Origin of the sequence: Paracoccus sp. MKU1 (assembly GCF_001447385.1) — a bacterium.
In the GTDB taxonomy this organism is placed as follows: domain Bacteria; phylum Pseudomonadota; class Alphaproteobacteria; order Rhodobacterales; family Rhodobacteraceae; genus Paracoccus.
This window is the reverse complement of record NZ_LLWQ01000219.1, coordinates 1-17496: the sequence shown is the minus strand read 5'-3', so window position 1 is coordinate 17496 and position 17496 is coordinate 1. Positions and strand designations below refer to the sequence as shown.

The 17496-nt window shown below is 68.9% G+C and carries 15 protein-coding genes, 1 tRNA gene and 1 riboswitch; of the genes, 10 read left to right on the top strand and 6 right to left on the bottom strand.

Annotated elements, in window-relative coordinates; genetic code table 11:
* Positions 1-68: 68 nt before the first annotated feature.
* Together AQY21_RS24440 and AQY21_RS24435 are read left to right on the top strand one after the other, a co-directional pair.
* Positions 69-144 (top strand) — tRNA-Phe (locus AQY21_RS24440).
* A 172-nt stretch (positions 145-316) separates the two neighbouring features.
* Positions 317-502, top strand: coding sequence for a hypothetical protein (locus tag AQY21_RS24435; protein WP_058100191.1), 186 nt, complete (start codon positions 317-319; stop codon positions 500-502).
* A 393-nt stretch (positions 503-895) separates the two neighbouring features.
* Here AQY21_RS24435 and AQY21_RS24430 read toward each other — a convergent pair whose 3' ends face one another.
* The 4 genes from AQY21_RS24430 to AQY21_RS24415 are packed head-to-tail and all read right to left on the bottom strand — an operon-like array spanning position 896 to position 5383.
* On the bottom strand, positions 896-1651 hold the full coding sequence (locus AQY21_RS24430; RefSeq protein ID WP_152988336.1) for an ABC transporter ATP-binding protein: 756 nt from the start codon (positions 1649-1651) through the stop codon (positions 896-898).
* Between the two features lie 2 nt (positions 1652-1653).
* On the bottom strand, positions 1654-2652 hold the full coding sequence (locus AQY21_RS24425; protein WP_058100189.1) for an iron ABC transporter permease: 999 nt from the start codon (positions 2650-2652) through the stop codon (positions 1654-1656).
* Positions 2649-3485 carry an ABC transporter substrate-binding protein gene (locus AQY21_RS24420; protein WP_058100188.1) on the bottom strand — a complete coding sequence of 279 codons (837 nt, stop codon included), beginning with the start codon at positions 3483-3485 and terminating at the stop codon, positions 2649-2651. The genes AQY21_RS24425 and AQY21_RS24420 overlap by 4 nt, the downstream gene beginning before the upstream one ends.
* Positions 3479-5383 carry a TonB-dependent siderophore receptor gene (locus tag AQY21_RS24415; protein WP_058100187.1) on the bottom strand — a complete coding sequence of 635 codons (1905 nt, stop codon included), beginning with the start codon at positions 5381-5383 and terminating at the stop codon, positions 3479-3481. Before AQY21_RS24415 ends, AQY21_RS24420 begins: the two co-directional genes overlap by 7 nt.
* A 135-nt stretch (positions 5384-5518) precedes the next feature.
* Positions 5519-5736, bottom strand: a riboswitch (cobalamin riboswitch).
* Between the two features lie 145 nt (positions 5737-5881).
* Between AQY21_RS24415 and AQY21_RS24410 the strand changes: the two genes are divergently transcribed.
* Positions 5882-7657 carry an SLC13 family permease gene (locus AQY21_RS24410; RefSeq protein ID WP_058100186.1) on the top strand — a complete coding sequence of 592 codons (1776 nt, stop codon included), beginning with the start codon at positions 5882-5884 and terminating at the stop codon, positions 7655-7657.
* A 9-nt stretch (positions 7658-7666) separates the two neighbouring features.
* Here AQY21_RS24410 and AQY21_RS24405 read toward each other — a convergent pair whose 3' ends face one another.
* Complete coding sequence (locus tag AQY21_RS24405; protein WP_058100185.1) at positions 7667-8887, bottom strand: PLP-dependent aminotransferase family protein; 1221 nt, start codon at positions 8885-8887, stop codon at positions 7667-7669.
* Between the two features lie 118 nt (positions 8888-9005).
* On the opposite strand from AQY21_RS24405, the gene AQY21_RS24400 reads away from it, so the two are divergent.
* The 4 genes from AQY21_RS24400 to AQY21_RS24385 all read left to right on the top strand — a co-directional run bounded on the left by AQY21_RS24400 (position 9006) and on the right by AQY21_RS24385 (position 13630).
* Positions 9006-9971: a bile acid:sodium symporter family protein gene (locus AQY21_RS24400; RefSeq protein WP_058100184.1), complete on the top strand. Its 966-nt coding sequence runs from the start codon at positions 9006-9008 to the stop codon at positions 9969-9971.
* A 620-nt stretch (positions 9972-10591) separates the two neighbouring features.
* Positions 10592-11641, top strand: a complete 1050-nt coding sequence (locus tag AQY21_RS24395) for a linear amide C-N hydrolase (protein ID WP_058100183.1) — start codon at positions 10592-10594, stop codon at positions 11639-11641.
* A 264-nt stretch (positions 11642-11905) separates the two neighbouring features.
* Positions 11906-13036: a carboxylate-amine ligase gene (locus tag AQY21_RS24390; RefSeq protein ID WP_058100182.1), complete on the top strand. Its 1131-nt coding sequence runs from the start codon at positions 11906-11908 to the stop codon at positions 13034-13036.
* 96 nt (positions 13037-13132) lie between these two features.
* On the top strand, positions 13133-13630 hold the full coding sequence (locus AQY21_RS24385) for a superoxide dismutase family protein (RefSeq protein ID WP_058100181.1): 498 nt from the start codon (positions 13133-13135) through the stop codon (positions 13628-13630).
* 20 nt (positions 13631-13650) lie between these two features.
* On the opposite strand, the gene AQY21_RS24380 is transcribed toward AQY21_RS24385, so the two are convergent.
* Positions 13651-14736: a sensor histidine kinase gene (locus AQY21_RS24380; protein WP_058100180.1), complete on the bottom strand. Its 1086-nt coding sequence runs from the start codon at positions 14734-14736 to the stop codon at positions 13651-13653.
* Between the two features lie 256 nt (positions 14737-14992).
* Here AQY21_RS24380 and AQY21_RS24375 point away from each other — a divergent pair, with 256 nt between their 5' ends.
* From AQY21_RS24375 to AQY21_RS24365, 3 genes are all read left to right on the top strand, one after another.
* On the top strand, positions 14993-15604 hold the full coding sequence (locus AQY21_RS24375; RefSeq protein ID WP_058100179.1) for a cysteine hydrolase family protein: 612 nt from the start codon (positions 14993-14995) through the stop codon (positions 15602-15604).
* A gap of 85 nt (positions 15605-15689) precedes the next feature.
* Positions 15690-15956: a hypothetical protein gene (locus AQY21_RS24370; protein ID WP_058100178.1), complete on the top strand. Its 267-nt coding sequence runs from the start codon at positions 15690-15692 to the stop codon at positions 15954-15956.
* Between the two features lie 48 nt (positions 15957-16004).
* On the top strand, positions 16005-16760 hold the full coding sequence (locus AQY21_RS24365; RefSeq protein WP_058100177.1) for a hypothetical protein: 756 nt from the start codon (positions 16005-16007) through the stop codon (positions 16758-16760).
* Positions 16761-17496 lie beyond the last annotated feature (736 nt).

The following is a 17496-nucleotide window of genomic DNA, read 5'->3' as shown; positions in this document are numbered from 1 at the left end:
CTTTTGGCTCTGGACACCGGAACGGCCCTGCCATAACAACGCGCCAGTCCGAAGCAAGACGCTCCGGCGCCCGGATAGCTCAGTTGGTAGAGCAGCGGATTGAAAATCCGCGTGTCGGTGGTTCGAATCCGCCTCCGGGCACCATTCTCTCAAAAATATAACTGTTATTTCGCCATTCGGGGCATCGGCTTCCTGTCTGTCTCGCACTGCTCACTGGGCTTTCCCGGCGCCTGATGCAGGGGAGACCGACTTACTTCCGGACAGAGGGGATTCAGACCTCCCCGACCCCAAGATCCGGCGGGAGAAGGTTCTGTGAATGGCGTGGGACCATACGCTGGAGATCGGCGCGGCTGCACATTGCCTTGCCGTCGTCATCCTGGCAGCCCCAACAGGGCGGATCGAGATAGAGCAGCATGTCGGTGCTGTCATAGCGCAGGATGAAGTCGGCCCGCAGTCGATTAGGATGCCTGTGAGACAGCTATCCGACCCGCAGATCCTCTGATGGATGTCGAGGTAGCCGATTAGAGACGGCGCCACCCGATGCGGATGAGCGGACAGGAACGCCGCCAGGGCGCGGCTCTCCGGATCGAGGACCGAGCATCCATGTTCCGCCCGCAGCCGCGCAATCAACACCGGATCTTCGATGCGGATGCAAATCCATCTGCGGCTGGTCGAGGCCCGTGTCGGACAACATTGCCGCGCCGTCCCAAGTCGGCCTTCGGGCGGGCAGAGCGAGACGCCTGGGTGCCAGCGACGCAGGTGCGGGCTCATCGCCTCGCAGGCGCCGGACAGATCGCCCAGCCGCAGCCGGCGCGGCGGCGGGCCGGTCGCGACATGGTGGAACTCGGCGATGGCGCCGAAGGCCCATCGACCAGCCGGGCGCTCGGCGTCCCGGTCATCGGGCGTCTTGCTGAATGGTGTCGAGTGGCTGGAACAGGATGCCGCCGGGACCCGGCGCCAGGTGGGCGGTGATGCCGAAGACGCGGGCAAGGTTTTCGGCCGTCAGCACCGTCTCCGGCGGGCCGTCGGCAGCGATCCGGCCCCGATGCAGCATGACCAGCCGCGTGCAATGCCGCGCCGCCAACCCCAGATCGTGCAGCGAGGCCAGCACCGCGTGACCCTGGTCGGCAAGCTGGCGAAACAGCCGCATCACCTCGATCTGCGCCGCCGGGTCCAACCCGGCGATCGGTTCATCGGCGATCAGCAGCGGTGTTTCCTGCGCCAGAGCGCGGGCGATCAGCGTGCGGGCCTGCTCGCCCCCCGACAGCGCAGTGGCGCGGCGGTGGCGCAGCGGGCCAAGATGCAGCGCCGCGATGGCGCGCTCGATGGCGGCGCGGTCGGCCTGGCTTGCGGAATGCGGATGCGCGATGCGGCCAAGCCCAACCAGCGCCTCGACCGGCATCGGCCAGGCGATCTCGCGGCCCTGCGGCATATAGGCGGCGGCGCGGGCGCGCTCACGCACCGGCAGCGCGGCCAGCGAGGAATGGCCTTGCGCCGGCAAAAGCCCCAGCGCCGCGCGCAAGAGCGTGGTCTTGCCGGCGCCGTTCGGACCCAGCAGGCCGACGAAATCGCCCGCGCCGAGGCGGAGGTCGATGCCGTCCAGAACCGCCTGCCCGGCGCGATGCAGAGAGAGGGCGCGCAGTTCCAGCATGGTCACAGCCCCTCGCGCCGGGTCTTGAGGATCAGGTGCAGGAAGAAGGGCGCACCGACCAGCGCCGTCAGCACCCCGAGCTTGAGGTCGCGCCCCGGCGCCAGCCAGCGCACCGCGATGTCGGCGGCCAGCACCGTGGCCGCGCCCCCCAGCGCCGCGGCGGGGACCAGCCGCGCCGGGCTGGCGCCGACGGCGCGGCGCAGCACATGCGGCACCACCAGCCCGACGAAGCCCACCGTGCCGGCGACCGCCGTGGCGCCGCCGATCAGCGCGGCGATGCCCGCGACCAGCATCAGCCGCAGCCGGCCCAGATGCACGCCGCTGGAAGCCGCCGCATCCTCGCCCAGCGTCAGCGCCTCGAGCGCGCGGCGGGTGGGCCAGAGCATCGCGAAGCCCAGCAGCATGAAGGGCGCCGCGATCCAGACATGCAGCATCGAGCGATCCGCCAGCGAGCCCATCATCCAGAACACGATCTCATTGGCGGCAAAGGGATTGGGCGACAGGTTCAGCACCAGCGAGGTCCCCGCCCCTGCCAGCGCGGAGATGGCGATGCCGGCCAGGATCAGCGCCAGCGTGCCGCCGCGCGGCCCGGCAAGCGCCAGCACCAGCAGCACCGACAGCGCCGCGCCGGTCAGCGCCGCCAACGGCAGGGCCAGCGGAAAGGCCGCCGATAGCCCGGTCTGGATCGCCAGCACCGCCCCCAGCGCCGCCGAGGTGCTGGTGCCGATCAGCCCCGGCTCGGCCAGCGGGTTGCGCAGGAAGCCTTGCAGCACCGCACCCGCCATCCCCAGCGCCGCACCGACCATCAGGCCCAGGATGGCGCGGGGCAGGCGCAGCTCGCGCATGACCAGGGTCAGCATCTCCTCGCCGCCGCCAAACAGCGCGGCGAGGCTCTGGCCGGCGCCGATCCCGGCCGGGCCAGTCAGCAGCGAGGCCAGAAACAGCGCCGCGACCAGCACCGAAAGCCCGGCGATCAGCAACGGATAGCGCAGGCGGGTCATGGCCGGGCCTGCAAGGCAAGGCGCGCGTCGCGCAGCTGGGCTATGGCGTGCAGGATATGGGGCGTGCCGCAGACCCAGTCGGGATCGGACATGACCTCGGCGGGTCGGCCCCGGGTCAGCGCCCTGAGCGCGGGGTGGTCCAGCACCTCCTGCGCGCGGGCGTTGCCCGGGTAGCGGCGGCCCTCGACCAACAGGTCGGGGTCCGAGAGCAGCAGCGTCTCCAGCGCCAGCACCCCGCCCGCGGGCAGGCCCAACTCGTCGGCGATATTGTCGAAACCGGCCAGGGCGACGATCTGTCCCGCCAGGCTGTCCCGGCCCGAACTATAGCCGTTCGCGGCGTAGAGCGCCGCGCGCGGCCGCGGACCGGGGGACCCATCGGCCAGCCGTGCCAGATCGGCGTCGAACCGCGCCAGCAGCGCCTCGGCCGCGGCCTGCCGGCCCAACACCTCACCCATGCGGCGGATATTGGCGCGGATGCCGGCGATGTCGGTCTCGACCGGAAAGATTTCCACCGGGACGTTCAGGCGTTGCAACAGCCGGATCGTCTCGGGCGGGCTCCAGGCGCCGGCCAGCACCAGATCGGGCCGCATCAGGAAGATCTCCTCGGCCAGGCCATGGTTGGCGGGCAGGCGCGCGGCCGCCTGCGGCATGGCCGAGGCCGTGGGGTCCTGCGCCAGATACGAGACCGAGACCAGTTGCCCCGGCGCGGCGAGCATCATCGCCAACTGGTCGGTGCAGAGGTTCATCGACAGCACCCGGCGCGGCGGCTCGGCCGCGGCGGGCAGAATCAGGCCGGCCAGCAGGCAGGCGGCAAGGCAGAACCGCCCTACCATGCCGCCGCCAGGCCGGCGTAGAAAGTGCGGCCCTGGCCGTAATAGCCCCAGGCTTCGGAATAATCGCGGTCGAACAGGTTCACGACGCGGCCGGTCAGGCGCAGGTTTTCGGTCAGGTCGTATTGCGCGGCAAGGTTAACGGTCATGAAATCGGGCAGCTCGGTGGTGGGCGGAGTCCAGCTTCTGAACCATTCCTGGTCGTAATTGCCCGCGACATAGCGCAGATCGGCCGTGACTGAGCCGCGCCCCTGCGCGACATCGGCCGTCGCGTGCAGCCCAAGCTGGTGGCGCGGCTGGCGCGGGACGGGATCGTCGTTTTCCGTGCGGGCGTCCATATAGGTATAGGTAGCCCCCAGCCGCAGCCAATCGGTCGCGTCATAGTCCAGATCGGCCTCGAACCCCTTGCGCGTGCTGGTGCCGGCGATGTTCTGCGACGTGGTGCCGGCCCCGACGATCATGTCCTCGACCTTGCTGGTGAACAGGGTCGCCCCCAGCGCCGCTCGTCCCGCTGCAAAGGTCCAGTCGGCGCCGATCTCATAACTGCGGCTGGTTTCCGGCCTCAGATCCGGGTTGCCGCGATAGCTGCCCGGCGCATAGCCATAGAGCTCGAACATGGTGGGATTGACGATGGCCTTGCCCGCCGCCGCGCGCAGCCGCAACTCGCGGCCGGGCAATTGCCATGCGCCCGCGATGCTCCAGGTGGTCGCGTTGCGGAAATCGTCGTTGAAATCGCGCCGCAGCCCGGCCTGCATGCCGATCCCGCCGTTGAACTGGCCCTGATATTCCAGCGCGACCGATCTGGTGTCACGCTCATACCGGCCGCCCGGTGCAAAGGAGTTCTCATAGGTTTCGCGCTTCTTCTGCACCGCGACATTCAGCTTTTGCGCGGCATCGCGGGCATTGCCGCCATCCAGCGCCCAGGTGCCGGTAAACTTGAAATCCCGCAACCGCGAGGCGTCGTCATACTCCGGCACTCCATCGTTGAAATGGTCGGTGGCCTGGTTGGAGCCCGAGACGACGAAGCGGCTCAGCAGCCTGCCCTCCAGCGCCTCGGCCTCGATCCAGAGCGAGCCATAGGTTTCGTTGCGGTCGGCCGTGTGCGGTGTGTCGATCACATGGTCGTCGGGAGAATCCACCGGGTCGACCGCCTTGTCATAACCGTATTCCTGCCAGGTCCGGCGCAGGGTGAAACCGGCGGTCACGGCCTCGGTCAATTCGTAGGAGCCAGTCAGGCCAAGCGTGTCGTGCCTGTTGAACTCGGTATCCCCGCCCGGGGTGCGCGACGCATCCTCGCCGTCGGTGCGGCGCGCTACCGCCGAAAGACTGATATCGCCGCGTTCACCCTGGGCCTGCACGAAGGCGCTGGCGGTGCGGGTGTCCAGCCCGCCGATCTCGACCGTGCCGCCATAGCCCAACCCGGGGGCCGAGGCATGGCGGGTGGTGATCGAGATCACCCCCGAGGCGGCGTTGGCGCCGTAGATGGTCGATTGCGGGCCGCGCAGCACTTCGATGCGCTCGATATCCTCGGCCAGCATGCCGCTAAAGATATAGTCTCCGCTGCCGGGCGAATTGGCCTCGACCCCGTCGATCAGCACCAGCACGTGGTTCGCCTCCCCGCCACGGATGCGGACCTTGGTCAGGGTCTCGCCGGTCGAGGTGACGGCAAGGCCGGGCACGGCGCGCAATGCGTCCTGAACGGTGGTGACCCGGCGCTGCTGCAAATCCTCGGCGGTGAGGATGGTATAGGCCCGGCCATATGCGCTTTCGGCCACCGGCGACAGCCCGCCCGACAGGATCACGGGATCGAGCAGCACCGGCTGCTGGTTGTCCTGGCCCATGGCCACCGCCGGCAGAAGGGCGGCGGCGACGACCAGCATGGAGACCGGGGTTCTGAACATTCCAAAGCCTTTCCAGCGCGGGACCCGGCCCGCGATTTGCAGAATGGCCCTGCGGATAGGCTGGAGGCAGCCCGGCCGCAGGACGGCGACTGTCACCTCTGCGGAACGGCCGCTTTCCAGACGCGCCCCGCGCCGGAAATGGGTGATCGCTGCGGCAGGTCTCCTGGCTTGCGGATCACCGCTCGGGCCGGCCTTCCCGGGGCTATGCCCAGTGGCGCCTGCGGCCTTCGCTCACCGCATACAGTTGCGGGGGCAGCCCCGGCCTTGCCCTGGCCGCATCGCGGTCCATCGGCGCACCGGTGTTCCCTTTTCATCCGGCGGGTCGCGCCGGAACCGTAGCGGCCCCCGGATTGCCGCAGGCGGGCGCCGGCTGTCAAGCGCCATCCCTTGCCCCGGGGGCGCGGCATTCTGTCCGGCGGCGGCCGCCGGGCCGCGGAACCTGCCCCGCGGCGGTCGCATTGGGTCCAGAGACTCGTGCGCGAAAGGGGGGACAAAGCGATGGCCATGCCGCAGATCCTGGCGGTGCTGATCCTCTGCGCGATGATGGCGCTGTTCGTCTGGGGACGGCTGCGCTACGACGTGGTGGCGCTGATCGCGCTGCTCGCCTCGCTGCTGGCCGGCACGGTCAAGCCGGAGGAGGCGTTCCGCGGCTTCAGCGACGACATCGTCGTCATCGTCGGCAGCGCGCTGGTGGTCAGCGCCGGCATCTCGCAATCGGGCGTGATCGAGGCGGTGATGCGCCGCGTTCTCTTGCGGTTGCGCCGGCTGCGCTGGCAGCTTCTGGTGCTGGTCGGCTCGGTCACCTTCCTGTCGGCGCTGGTCAAGAACATCGGCGCGCTGGCCATGCTGATGCCGGCTGCGCTGAAGATGGCGCGGCGCTCGGGGCATTCGCCCTCGGCCTATCTGATGCCGATGGCCTTCGGCTCGCTCCTGGGCGGGCTGATCACGCTGGTCGGCACCTCGCCCAACATCATCGTCTCGCGGGTGCGCGAGCAGATGACGGGCCAGCCCTTCACCATGTTCGACTATGCGCCGGTCGGCCTCGGGCTGTCGCTGGTCGGGCTGGTCTTCCTGCAATTCGCCCATCGCCTGCTACCGCACGACCGCCGTGCCACCGCATCCTTGAGCGAGGCGGTGAACATCAGCGACTATCATACCGAGGCCACCGTCCCCGAAGGCGCCGACATCGTCGGCATGACGGTCGGCGACTATCTCAGCGCCGTCGATGGCGAGGTGGCCGTCACCGGCCTGATCCGCGGCGGCGCGCGGCGCGCGGTGACGCTGCCCGACACGGTGATCGAGACGGGCGACACGCTGCTGTTGCGCGGCGAGCCGAATGCGCTGGAGCGCGCTGTGACCAAGGTCGGCATGGAGCTGGTCCGGCAGGATGCCGCCGCCGAAAAGGGCCTCCCCGCCGACAAGATCGGCGTGATCGAGGCGGTGATCGCGCCCGCCTCGCTTCTGGTCGGCCAGACGGTCGGGCGGATCGCGCTGTTCGACCAGCATGGCGTGAACCTGATCGCGATTTCGCGCGCCGGGCATCGCATGACGCAGCGGCTCAGCCAGACGGTGCTGGCGGCGGGCGACGTGCTGCTGGTGCAAGGGCCCATCGACCTCCTGCCCGAGCGGATGCGAGTGTTGGGGCTGCTGCCGCTGGCCGAGCGCCGCATCCGGCTGGGCGGGGTGCGCAAGCAATTGCTGCCGGTGCTGATCCTGGCCGTGACCATGGCGGCGACGGCGGCGGGGCTGGTGCCGGTTGCCATCGCCTTCTTCGCCGCTGCCGTGCTGATGATCCTGACCGGGGCGATCAGCGCCGAGGAGGCCTATGAGGCCATCGAATGGCCGATCCTGGTCATGCTGGGCGCGCTGATCCCGGTCAGCGAGGCGCTGCAAAGGACCGGCGTGACCGACCTGCTGGGCGCCTGGCTGTCGCAGGCGGCGATGGGCCTGCCGGTCTGGGGCGCGGTGACGCTGATCCTGGTCGCGGCGATGGCGGTGACGCCGTTTCTGAACAATGCCGCGACGGTGCTGGTCATGGCGCCGATCGCGGCGACCTTCGCCAGCCAGCTCGGCTATCGGCCCGACGCCTTCCTGATGGCGGTGGCGGTGGGCGCGGGCTGCGACTTCCTGACCCCCATCGGGCATCAGTGCAACACGCTGGTCATGGGGCCGGGCGGCTATCGCTTCGGCGACTACGCCCGGCTGGGCGCGCCGCTGTCGGCGCTGGTGGTGCTGACCGGCGTGCCGCTGATCCTGCTGGTCTGGCCGGTGTGATGGGCCGGCTCAGCCGGCCTCGGCCAGCGCGGCGCGGATGGCGCGGGCCAGGCGGCGGCAACCCTCCTCGAGCCGCTCGGGCGGGTTCAGGGTGAAGTTGATCCGCAGCGAGCGCCGGTCCAGCCCCTCGGGGTCGAAGACACTGGAGGGCGAAATGCAGACCCCCTCGGCCATCGCGTGATGCAGAAGCCGGTCGGTATCCAGCCGCGGATCGCGCGCCGTGGCCCAGACGAACATGCCGCCGACCGGCACCTGCCAGTCCAGGTCGCCCGCCAGATGGGCCTGCATGGCCGCGCAAAGCGCGTCGCGCCGGGCGCGATAGATCGCCAGCACCTCGGGGCGGATGCGGTCGGTGATCCCCGCCTCCAGCGCGCGCAACGCCAGCATTTGCGACAACCCGCTGGTGCACATGTCCGAGCCCTGCTTGGCGGTGGCCAGCGCCGCGATCATGTCGGGCGCGGCGATCACCCAGCCGATGCGCAGCCCCGGCGCTAGTTCCTTGGAGAGCGAGCCCATATAGACCACCGGCCCGTCATAGGGGCCGGGCCGCTCGGCCGCCGACAGCTCGATCAGCCGCGGCAGCGGCTCGCCCTCGTAATAAAGCGCGCCATAGGGGTCGTCCTCGATCAGCCAGGTGCCGGTGGCATGGGCGGCGGCGACCAGCGCCTGCCGCTCGGGCAGCGCCACCAGCCGGCCGCTGGGATTCGAAAAATTCGGCACCGTATAGGCGAATTGCGCGCCCGCCAGCGCGGCATGGGGATCGAAATCGTTCCCCTCGATCCGCATGGGGCGATAGCGCGGCGCATGCGGCATCCAGGCGTCGAGCGCGCCCAGATAGGCCGGGCTTTGCGCCGCGACCGGTCCGCCCGGCTCCAGCAGCACCTTGCCCATCAGCTCCAGCGCCTGCATCCCGCCGGTGGTGATGAGCACGTTCCCGCGCGAAAGCCGCAGCGCATCGGTCGAGAAGCGCGCGGCGATCAGGTCACGTAGCGCCGGCAGGCCGGGGATCGGGCCATAGCCCAGCGTCGCGTCCGGCTGGCTGCGGATCGCCTCGGCGGCGAGATCGGCCAGTTCCTGGACCGGCCAGACCGAGGGCTCGGGCAGGCCGCCGGCCAGGTTGACCAGGTCCGGCACCTGGCCCGCCGCCAGGAAGACCGAGGTCACGTCATTGCTGCGGGACAGCCAGGGGGCAAAAGCGGGGCGCATCGTCGGAACCGTTTCATCGGACATGATCCTGCTGTGACCGTTTTTCGCCCAAGGGGCAAGCGTCATGGCATCACGCCCTGCCCCGGCTTGTGCCCGCTGCCGATGTATATCAGACAGGGGCGACCGCGCGACGAGGAAGGCCATGCACGCATTGAAACGGATCGGCATCGACACCTACATGCTGCTGCTGATCGGCATGGTGCTGCTGGGGCTGTTCCTGCCCGCCCGCGGCCAGGCGGCCGATCTGCTGCGCGGCGCCACCTTCTGGGCGGTGACGCTGCTGTTCTTCCTCTACGGCGCCAAGCTCGACCCGGCCTCGGTCCGGGCGGGTTTACTGAACCTGCGGCTCCAGGGCCTGACCTTCGGCGCCACCTATGCACTGTTCCCGGCTCTGGGCATCCTGCTGGCCGCGCTGTTCGGCGGCGTGCTGGGGCCCGAACTGACGCTGGGATTGCTGTTCCTGGCCGTGCTGCCCTCGACGGTGCAAAGCTCGATCGCCTTCACCTCGATCGCGGGCGGCAACGTGCCGGCGGCGATCTGCGCGGCCTCGCTGTCGAACCTGGTGGGCGTGGTGCTGACGCCGCTGCTGGTCACGCATCTTCTGCATCAGGAGGGCGGCGGCGCCAGTCTCGACGCCATCGAGAAGATCGCCGTGCAGATCCTCTTGCCCTTCGTCGCCGGGCAATTGCTGCGGCGCTGGATCGGCGGCTTCGTCCAGCGCCACCGGCTGCTGACCATGGTGGTGGACCGGGGCTCGATCCTGCTGATCGTCTATTCCGCCTTCGGCGCCGGCACCGTCGCGGGCATCTGGTCGGCGATCCCGGTGCCGGGGCTCGTGCTTTGCTTCCTGGTCACCGCGCTGCTGCTGGCGCTGGCCATGGGCATCATGGTCGGCGCCGGGCGGCTGTTCCGGTTGCCGCCCGAGGACCGGGCGGTGCTGTTCTTCTGCGGCTCGACCAAAAGCCTCGCCAGCGGGTTGCCCATCGCCACCGCGATCTTTCCGGCGGCGACGGTCGGGGCGACCGTGCTGCCGGTGATGATCTATCACATGACGCAACTGCTGGTCTGCTCGGCCATCGCGCAGCGGCTGGCGCGGGCCCGGGCCTGATCGAAGCGCGCTTACCCGTTCCGCATGCAAAGTCAATGACGTCGTCTCCGCACTCGTGGCGTCGCGCCGGGCCTGGTCGAGATGGTGCTGGCAGCAGCGCGGTGGTCGTTGGCGTTGTCGGCGCCTGATGGTGCGCCGGCCCTGCGCGGGCGGGCCTGGACCTCGTGCATGCCGTCTCGGTGGGGGCGGGTCAGGCGAATATGGCGGCCGGCAACAGAACCGGCAGACACAAGGAGCCCCGCGCGAATATCGACGGGCCGAGGGCAATTCGCCGGGCCTCCCACCGGCCGATCTTTCCAAGCTTGCCTGCCGCAATGATTTATAATCAACTGCGAAAGATTCCTGCGTTCACGAAAATAACGTTTATTGAAGGATAGGATATGAGACGGAACCTCCTCGGCATCTGCGGGCTCCTTGCCCCGGCGCTGATTACGCGGCCTGCCTCTGCCAAAAACCGTTGGGATGGGCAAACTCCCCCCTATGTCTGAATTATCAGATGAACGACAATCTTTGTGTCTCGGCCGGCTACCGGCATTATGACAGCGGCGGCACACGGCTCGACCGGACCATGGCCGGACCGCTTTTGGATATGACCTGGCGTTTCTGAGCGGAGATAGACGATGTTTCGAAAACTGACCGCCGCCTTTGCGTTGACCGCGGCCCTGTCCGCCCCCGCGGCCGATGCCTGCACCCGGGTGACCTATCTAGGCCCGGAGGGCCGCGTCCTGACCGGCCGCTCCATGGACTGGAGCATGCCGATGCTCAGCAACCTCTGGCTGCTTCCCCGCGGCATGAAGCGCGACGGGGCCGCAGGGCCGCGTTCGGTCGAATGGGTCTCGAAATATGGCAGCGTCGTGGTGTCGGGCTATGACATCTCGACCGTGGACGGCATGAACGAGGCAGGGCTGGCCGCGAACATGCTGTGGCTGCTGAAATCGCAATATCCCGAGGATGACGGGCAGACGCCCCGCATGTCGCTGTCGGTCTGGGCACAGTTCTTCCTGGACAATTTCGCGACGGTGGACGAAGCGGTGAAATACCTACGCGCTCATCCTTTCCACACGGTCACCAAGGACGTGCCGATCCAGCCCGGCAAGCTGACCACAGTGCATCTGTCGCTCTCTGATGCCACGGGTGACAGCGCGATCCTGGAATGGATCGACGGCGAGTTGCAGATCCATCACGGCCGCGAATATCGCGTCATGACCAACGACCCGCCCTATGCCGAGCAACTGGCGATCGTCGATTACTGGAAAGGCATGAATCCGCGCGAATCCCTTCCCGGCAGCACCCGCGCGGCCGACCGCTTCGTGCGCGCCGGCACCTATATCGACATGGTCGTGCAAAGCGACGATCCGCGCGTTGCCGCGGCTGCGGTGTTCAGCGTGGTTCGTAATGCCTCGGTTCCCTATGGCGTCAGCATTCCCGACGCCCCCAACCTGTCCACCACGCGCTGGCGGGTCGTGGCCGATCAGAAAAGCCGCATCTATTATGTGGAATCGGCGATTTCGCCCAACACTCTCTGGGTCGAAATGGAGAAGCTCGATTTTTCCGAGGGAGCGCCGGTGCGCAAGCTGGATCTCGGCATGGACATGGCGACGATCCACTCCGGCGAGGTCTCGGGCGCATTTGCCGAGGCCGAGCCTTTCCCGTTTGAGCCAGCCGATTAGCCCGCTCGCGGTTCGCTGTGCGGATGCGGCGGATCGCCTTTCACTCCCTTTTCCGCCGGAACTCCGACAGGTTCCGGCACCGTCGGAAAAACGGGCGCGCCGATCCGCAAAATCCTCGGACATGCGCCGACCGTCGGCGTCCGCTGAGGGCGCCCGCAGCCGGAATCACGCCGAATTATCCGCGGCTCTGGCAGCACATGCAGGGAACAACCCGGGCCGGGCCGGGTTCGGCCTGAGAGCGATCCTCACAGGAAGGGGCATGACATGGCCGAGGAGCCCGAGTTCTCGCTGGGCATCGAGGAGGAATATCTGCTGGTCGATGCCGAAACCGGCGACGTGCGCGAGGCGCCCGATGCGCTGATGGCTGCCTGCAAGGCCGAACTGGCCGATCAGGTCGGCCCCGAATTCCTGCGCTGCCAGATCGAGGTCGGCACCCCGGTCGCCGCCAATGTGACCGAGGCGCGCGCCCATCTGGCGCGGCTGCGCGACAGCATCGCGCGCCATGCCGCCGAATTCGGACTGGCGCCGATCTCGGTCGCCTGCCACCCGCTCGCGGACTGGCGGGCGCAGGGCCGCACCGACAAGGACCGCTACAACCAGATCTCGCGAGAGATGGGCGGCGTCGCCCGGCGCATGCTGATCTGCGGCATGCATGTTCATGTCGGCATCCCGGACAGGGACATGCGCATCGACCTGATGAACCAGTTCTCCTGGTTCCTGCCGCCTCTGCTGGCGCTGTCCGCGTCGAGCCCGTTCTGGCAGGGCGAGGACACGCTGCTCGCCTCCTACCGCACCACGGTCTTTGCCGGCTATCCCCGCACCGGCCTGCCGCCGCGCCTGGGCAGCTGGGCCGAATACGAGCGCTCGGTCACGGCACTGACCGAGACCGGCATCATCGAGGATGCCAGCAAGATCTGGTGGGACCTGCGCCCCTCGGCCCGCTTTCCGACGCTGGAGACCCGGGTCTGCGACGCCTGCCCGCGGCTTGACGACACGATCACCCTGGTGGCGTTGGTGCAGGCCACGTTGCGCATGCTGTGGCGGCTGTCGCGGCGCAACCTGCGCTGGCGGCAATACGACAATTTCCTGCTGGGCGAGAACCGCTGGCGGGCTATGCGCTACGGACTGACCGAGGGGCTGATCGACTTCGGCATCCGCCGCATCGTCCCCTTCGACGAGATCGCCGAGGACTGGTTGGCCGCGATCGCCGAGGATGCCGACCGGCTGGACTGCCAGCCCGCCTTGGCCGGGCTGCGCGATATGATCGCCCGCGGCACGGCGGCCGAGCACCAGCGGGCGCTGTTCGCCGCCGCCGTCGCCGCCGGCGCCACGCCGCAGGAAGCCTTTCGCGGCATCGTAGGCTGGCTGATCGAGGAATTCCGCCGCGACCTGTAAGCGGGCCGGGACGGAGGCGGATTTCCGCCCTGGCGCGGAACAAAGCGTCGCGGCACGGGTTCCGTCCCCCGACAGGCGTGAACTGGAGGAAAAGCAATGCGCAACCATCTCGTGGCCCTTGGCCTTGCCCTGTTGCCGATCTCGGCCCAGGCGCAGGATGCGAAGGCAACCTTTCTCGACGGCGAAGGACGGGAGGCCGGAACGGCGGCACTGACCGCGACGCCGGACGGTGTGCTGATCGAGGTCGAGGCGACCGGGCTGCCGGCAAGCCACTGGGTGGCGTTCCACATCCACGAGACGGGCACATGCGACCACAGCACCGGCCATGAATCCGCCGGCGGCCATTTCAACCCCGCGGACGCGCCGCATGGCGTGCTGTCCGACGGCGGCCCCCATGCCGGCGACATGCCCAATATCTGGGTCGATGCCGAGGGCACGGCGCGGGCGCAGGTCTTCAACCCGATGGTGACGCTGGCCGAAGGCGACAATGCGATCAAGGGCCGGGCGCTGATGATTCATGCCGGGCCCGACGATTATCAGACCCAACCCACCGGCGGCGCCGGGGACCGGCTGGCCTGCGCGGTGATCGAATAGGCGGCAAGCCGGGCCGGGGATCAGTGCGGCGCGCCCTGGCCCACGCCCAGATGGCACATCCGGCTGCGCAATTCGCAGCGCAGCCCGGCGGGGTCGGGAAACATCACGCTCTCGCCCATGAAATCCTGCGCCAGCGCCTGTTCGATGATGAGCGAGCCGAAGCCCTTGCCGGAGCAGGAAGCGACGGGCGGGCCGCCGGTTTCCGCCCAAAGCAGCCGGAACGGGTCGTCGCTGTTGGGCCGGCCGCCGGTCCAGTTCAGATCGACGGCGCCCTGGGGAACCGACAGCGCGCCGTATTTCAGCGCATTGGTCGCCAGCTCGTTGATGGCCAGCGCCAAGGTCAGCGCCTGCTTGGCCGACAGCCTGACCGGCGGGCCGCCGATGCGAAAGCGCCGCTGGCCGGTGCGGAACGGCATCAGCGCCTGTTCCACCACCCCGCCGATCTCGGCGTCCAGCGCGCCGGAATCGGTCAGCAGCGATTGCGCCTGCGCCAGCGCGCCGATGCGCTGGCGCAGGATCCGGCGCGCCTCGGCACCGTCATGGCTGTTCAGCGTCTGGTTGACGATGGCCGAGACCACGGTCAGCGTGTTCTTGATCCGGTGGCCGAGCTCGCCGTTCACAAGCCGCAGCTGGCGGCTGCTCTCGACCTTGCCGGTGGTCTCGATCACCGTGTCGATCATGCCGCGCACCACGCCGTTCTCGTCGCGGATCGGGCTGTAGCAGAAGGTGAAGTGGCATTGCTCGGGATAGCCGTAGCGGTCGATTACCAGCGGAAAATCCTCGATGAAGGTCGCCTCGCCGGCATAGGCGCGCTCGGCGATGGGGCCGATCTCGGGCCAGACCTCGCTCCAGATATCGGCAAAGGAACGGCCCAGAACATGGCCCTTGTCGCCGAGGATCGGGCGAAAGGCATCGTTGTAGAGCGCGACAAGCCCCGGTCCCCAGACGATGCATTTCGGGAATTTCGAGTTCAGCGCCATGCCGAGCGCGATCTTTAGCGCCGAGGGCCAGCCATCGGGTTGGCCAAGCTCGTTGTCGGACCAGTCGTGCTCGCGGATGGCCTTGGCCATTTCGCCGCCGCCATCCAGAAAATGCACAGATCCCATCCTGTCCCCTCTCGTTCCTGCTGTCGCACACCCGCCGCCGCGCCGGCCCTCGCCAGGGCACGCCCCAGCGCAACGCAGAAACCGGCTCCGGGTTTCTCGGCCAAACGACCGGGAAACAAATGAAAAGCCAGCCGATACGGCGAGGCAGCCCTTCCGCAGAATGTTTCCGGAAAACGCCCGTGTCCGGGAAGGCGATGGAACGATTTCCCGCCCATCCTGTTGCTGATCGGAGGACCCCATCACCGGCACCGGTTCCATGGCAGACACGCTCAGATTTGGCCCGCTGGGCCCCGAAACGCTGCATCTTTGCATCGACATGCAGCGGTTGTTCGCCCCTGGCTCGCCCTGGGCGGTGCCGTGGATCGAAAAAATCCTGCCCGCGGTCGCGACCCTGGTCGCGGCCCGGCCCGAGCGTACACTGTTCACCCGCTTCATCCCGCCGGCCCGGCTCGATGCGGCGCAGGGCGCCTGGGCGCGCTATTACGCCCAGTGGCCCGAGATGCTGCGCGAGCGGCTGGACGGGGAATGGCTGGAACTGCTGCCGGAACTGGAGCGGCACAGGCCGCCGGCCCGGGTAATCGACAAGCCGGTCTATTCGCCCTGGCACGACGGCCGCCTGCACGCGCTGCTGCGCGGCGCCGGCATCACGACGCTGGTGGTCACCGGCGGCGAAACCGATGTCTGCGTGCTGGGCACGGTGATGGGCGCGGTCGATCTGGGCTATCGGGTGGTTCTGGTCAGCGATGCGGTCTGCTCCTCGACCGACCGGGGCCATGACGCGGCGATGACGCTTTATCGCAGCCGCTTCTCGCAGCAGATCGAGACCGCGCCGCTGGCCGAGGTGCTCGATGCCTGGGCCATGGGGTGAGGCAGGGAACAACCCGGCCGCAAGCAGGTTTCCTTACCATGGCCGCGCGCGAGGGGGCGCCCCACATAATCCATAGGAGGTTCCAATGTCCGCACCACGCACCGATCTGGAAAAGCAGAAGCGCCACCACATGGTCCCGATCATCGGCATCATCGTGGCGGTGCTGGTCGTGCTGGCGGGTTTCGTCTGGTGGTTCAACGACGAGACCACCGACCCCGAGATACCCGGGGAGGTGCCGGGGCCGGTGGACGAGATCGCCGAACCGCCCGCAACCGGCACGGCTCCGGTCGAGGCGCCCGCCGACGGGGCCGAAACCGCCCCTGCCGCCGGAACCGCGGAGCCGGCGCAATGACCCTTGCGCCCGACCGCCTTTCCGCTCGGCCAGCATAAGGATCAGAGGATGCCCAACCGGAAAATCCCCTCATGCGTCTCTCCGGCGGGGGTCCGGTATTTCTACCGCAACGCCGATCTGCGCGGGCTGCGGCTGGCGCTGTGGGAGGATGAGGGGCCCGACACCTGCTCGGTCGCGGATTATCTGCGCGAGGCCGGCGCGTCGGTCGAGGTCCTGATCGGCAGCGGCAGTTCCACGCAGCCCACCGCGCTGCCGCCGATGATGGCGCGCCACCGGCTGACATCCTTCTGGTCGGAGGATGAGGCAGCCGATATCCGCCTGCCCGGCCTGGGCATCGCCGGCGCGGTGTCCGATCCGCGCGACCTGCTTCAGATCGACGTGGCGGTCCTGAACCTGCGCGATCCGGCGCCGCTGGCGGAAAGCCTGCAATCGGCCGGCATCCCCTTCGTCATGGTCACCAGGGATCTCAGACAGCGGCTGCGCCACTATGCCCATGCCTGCTGCGTGCCCCGCCATGACGGGCCCGAGGCGCTGGCCTCGGCGGTGCTGCTGCATACTGCGCTTTACGGCGCCGGGCTGCACTGCACGCCCGAGATGACGGTCATGGACCTGCTGCCGCGGCTTCGGGCGATGGCGCGTTTCCTGGTGCATGAGGCCTCTCTGGCCGATGATTTGGTTTCGGATGCTCTTGAGGAGGCACTGGGTTTCCTGCCCTATCTGGCCTCGGATCGGGAACTCGGCGCCCTGCTGGTGCTGCTGATCGAGCGGGTCTGGCACCGGCAGAAGATGTCGCGGCCGATCTGATCCGGGTCAGAAGCGCAAACTCGGCAAGACCAGCAGCAGCGCATCCATGCAGAACCAGGATCTGCCGCGCTGGCGGGGCTGTGCAACGGCGGTCTCGCCCCCGGCTCGCGGGGCGGCCGATGCCCGGACCTGCCCTGCTTCGGTGCGGCGGATCGGGCCATCCGCAGCTGCTCGCGGCTGATCGGCATGCCCGCCGCCCCGTCGTCGCTGCCCAGCGGACCCGCCAAATCGACCTTGCCGCCGGTCCGGCCGCGCCCGATGTCGTCGCAGAGCGTCAGCGGGCTTGTGCCGCGTCTCCCCTCGCTGCCGGTCATCAGCTCTCCTCCAGAGGCCCCCTTCGGCGGCCCCTTCCCCCGCGCATCAGCGCCCCCGCGCGAGGCGTGGCAGCGGTCGCCGTCATCGTCGTCGCGGCGCTGGTCCCAGCCGCGACGCGCCGCCCGGCCAGTTCCAGCGGCCCCGTCGAATGCCTCGGGCGGCCGCAACGCGCCGCTGCGCGCGCATCACCCGGCGCTGCCGGCGCTGCTGGGCGAATGCGCCGAGGCGCCCGTTGCCGAGACGGTCCGGATCCGGCCGGCTCCTCCGGCCGATCCCCCTCCCGGAGCTTGTTGCCGGATGCCTCCGGGCTGTGGGGCCGGCGAACCGGCCAGGGCGGAAACGTTCCCGCGGCAAACCCGCCTCGGTGGCGGCAGGCCGGGCCGGGCACCGCCGCGCCGTCCGGCGGGCTGCTTCGCCCGAA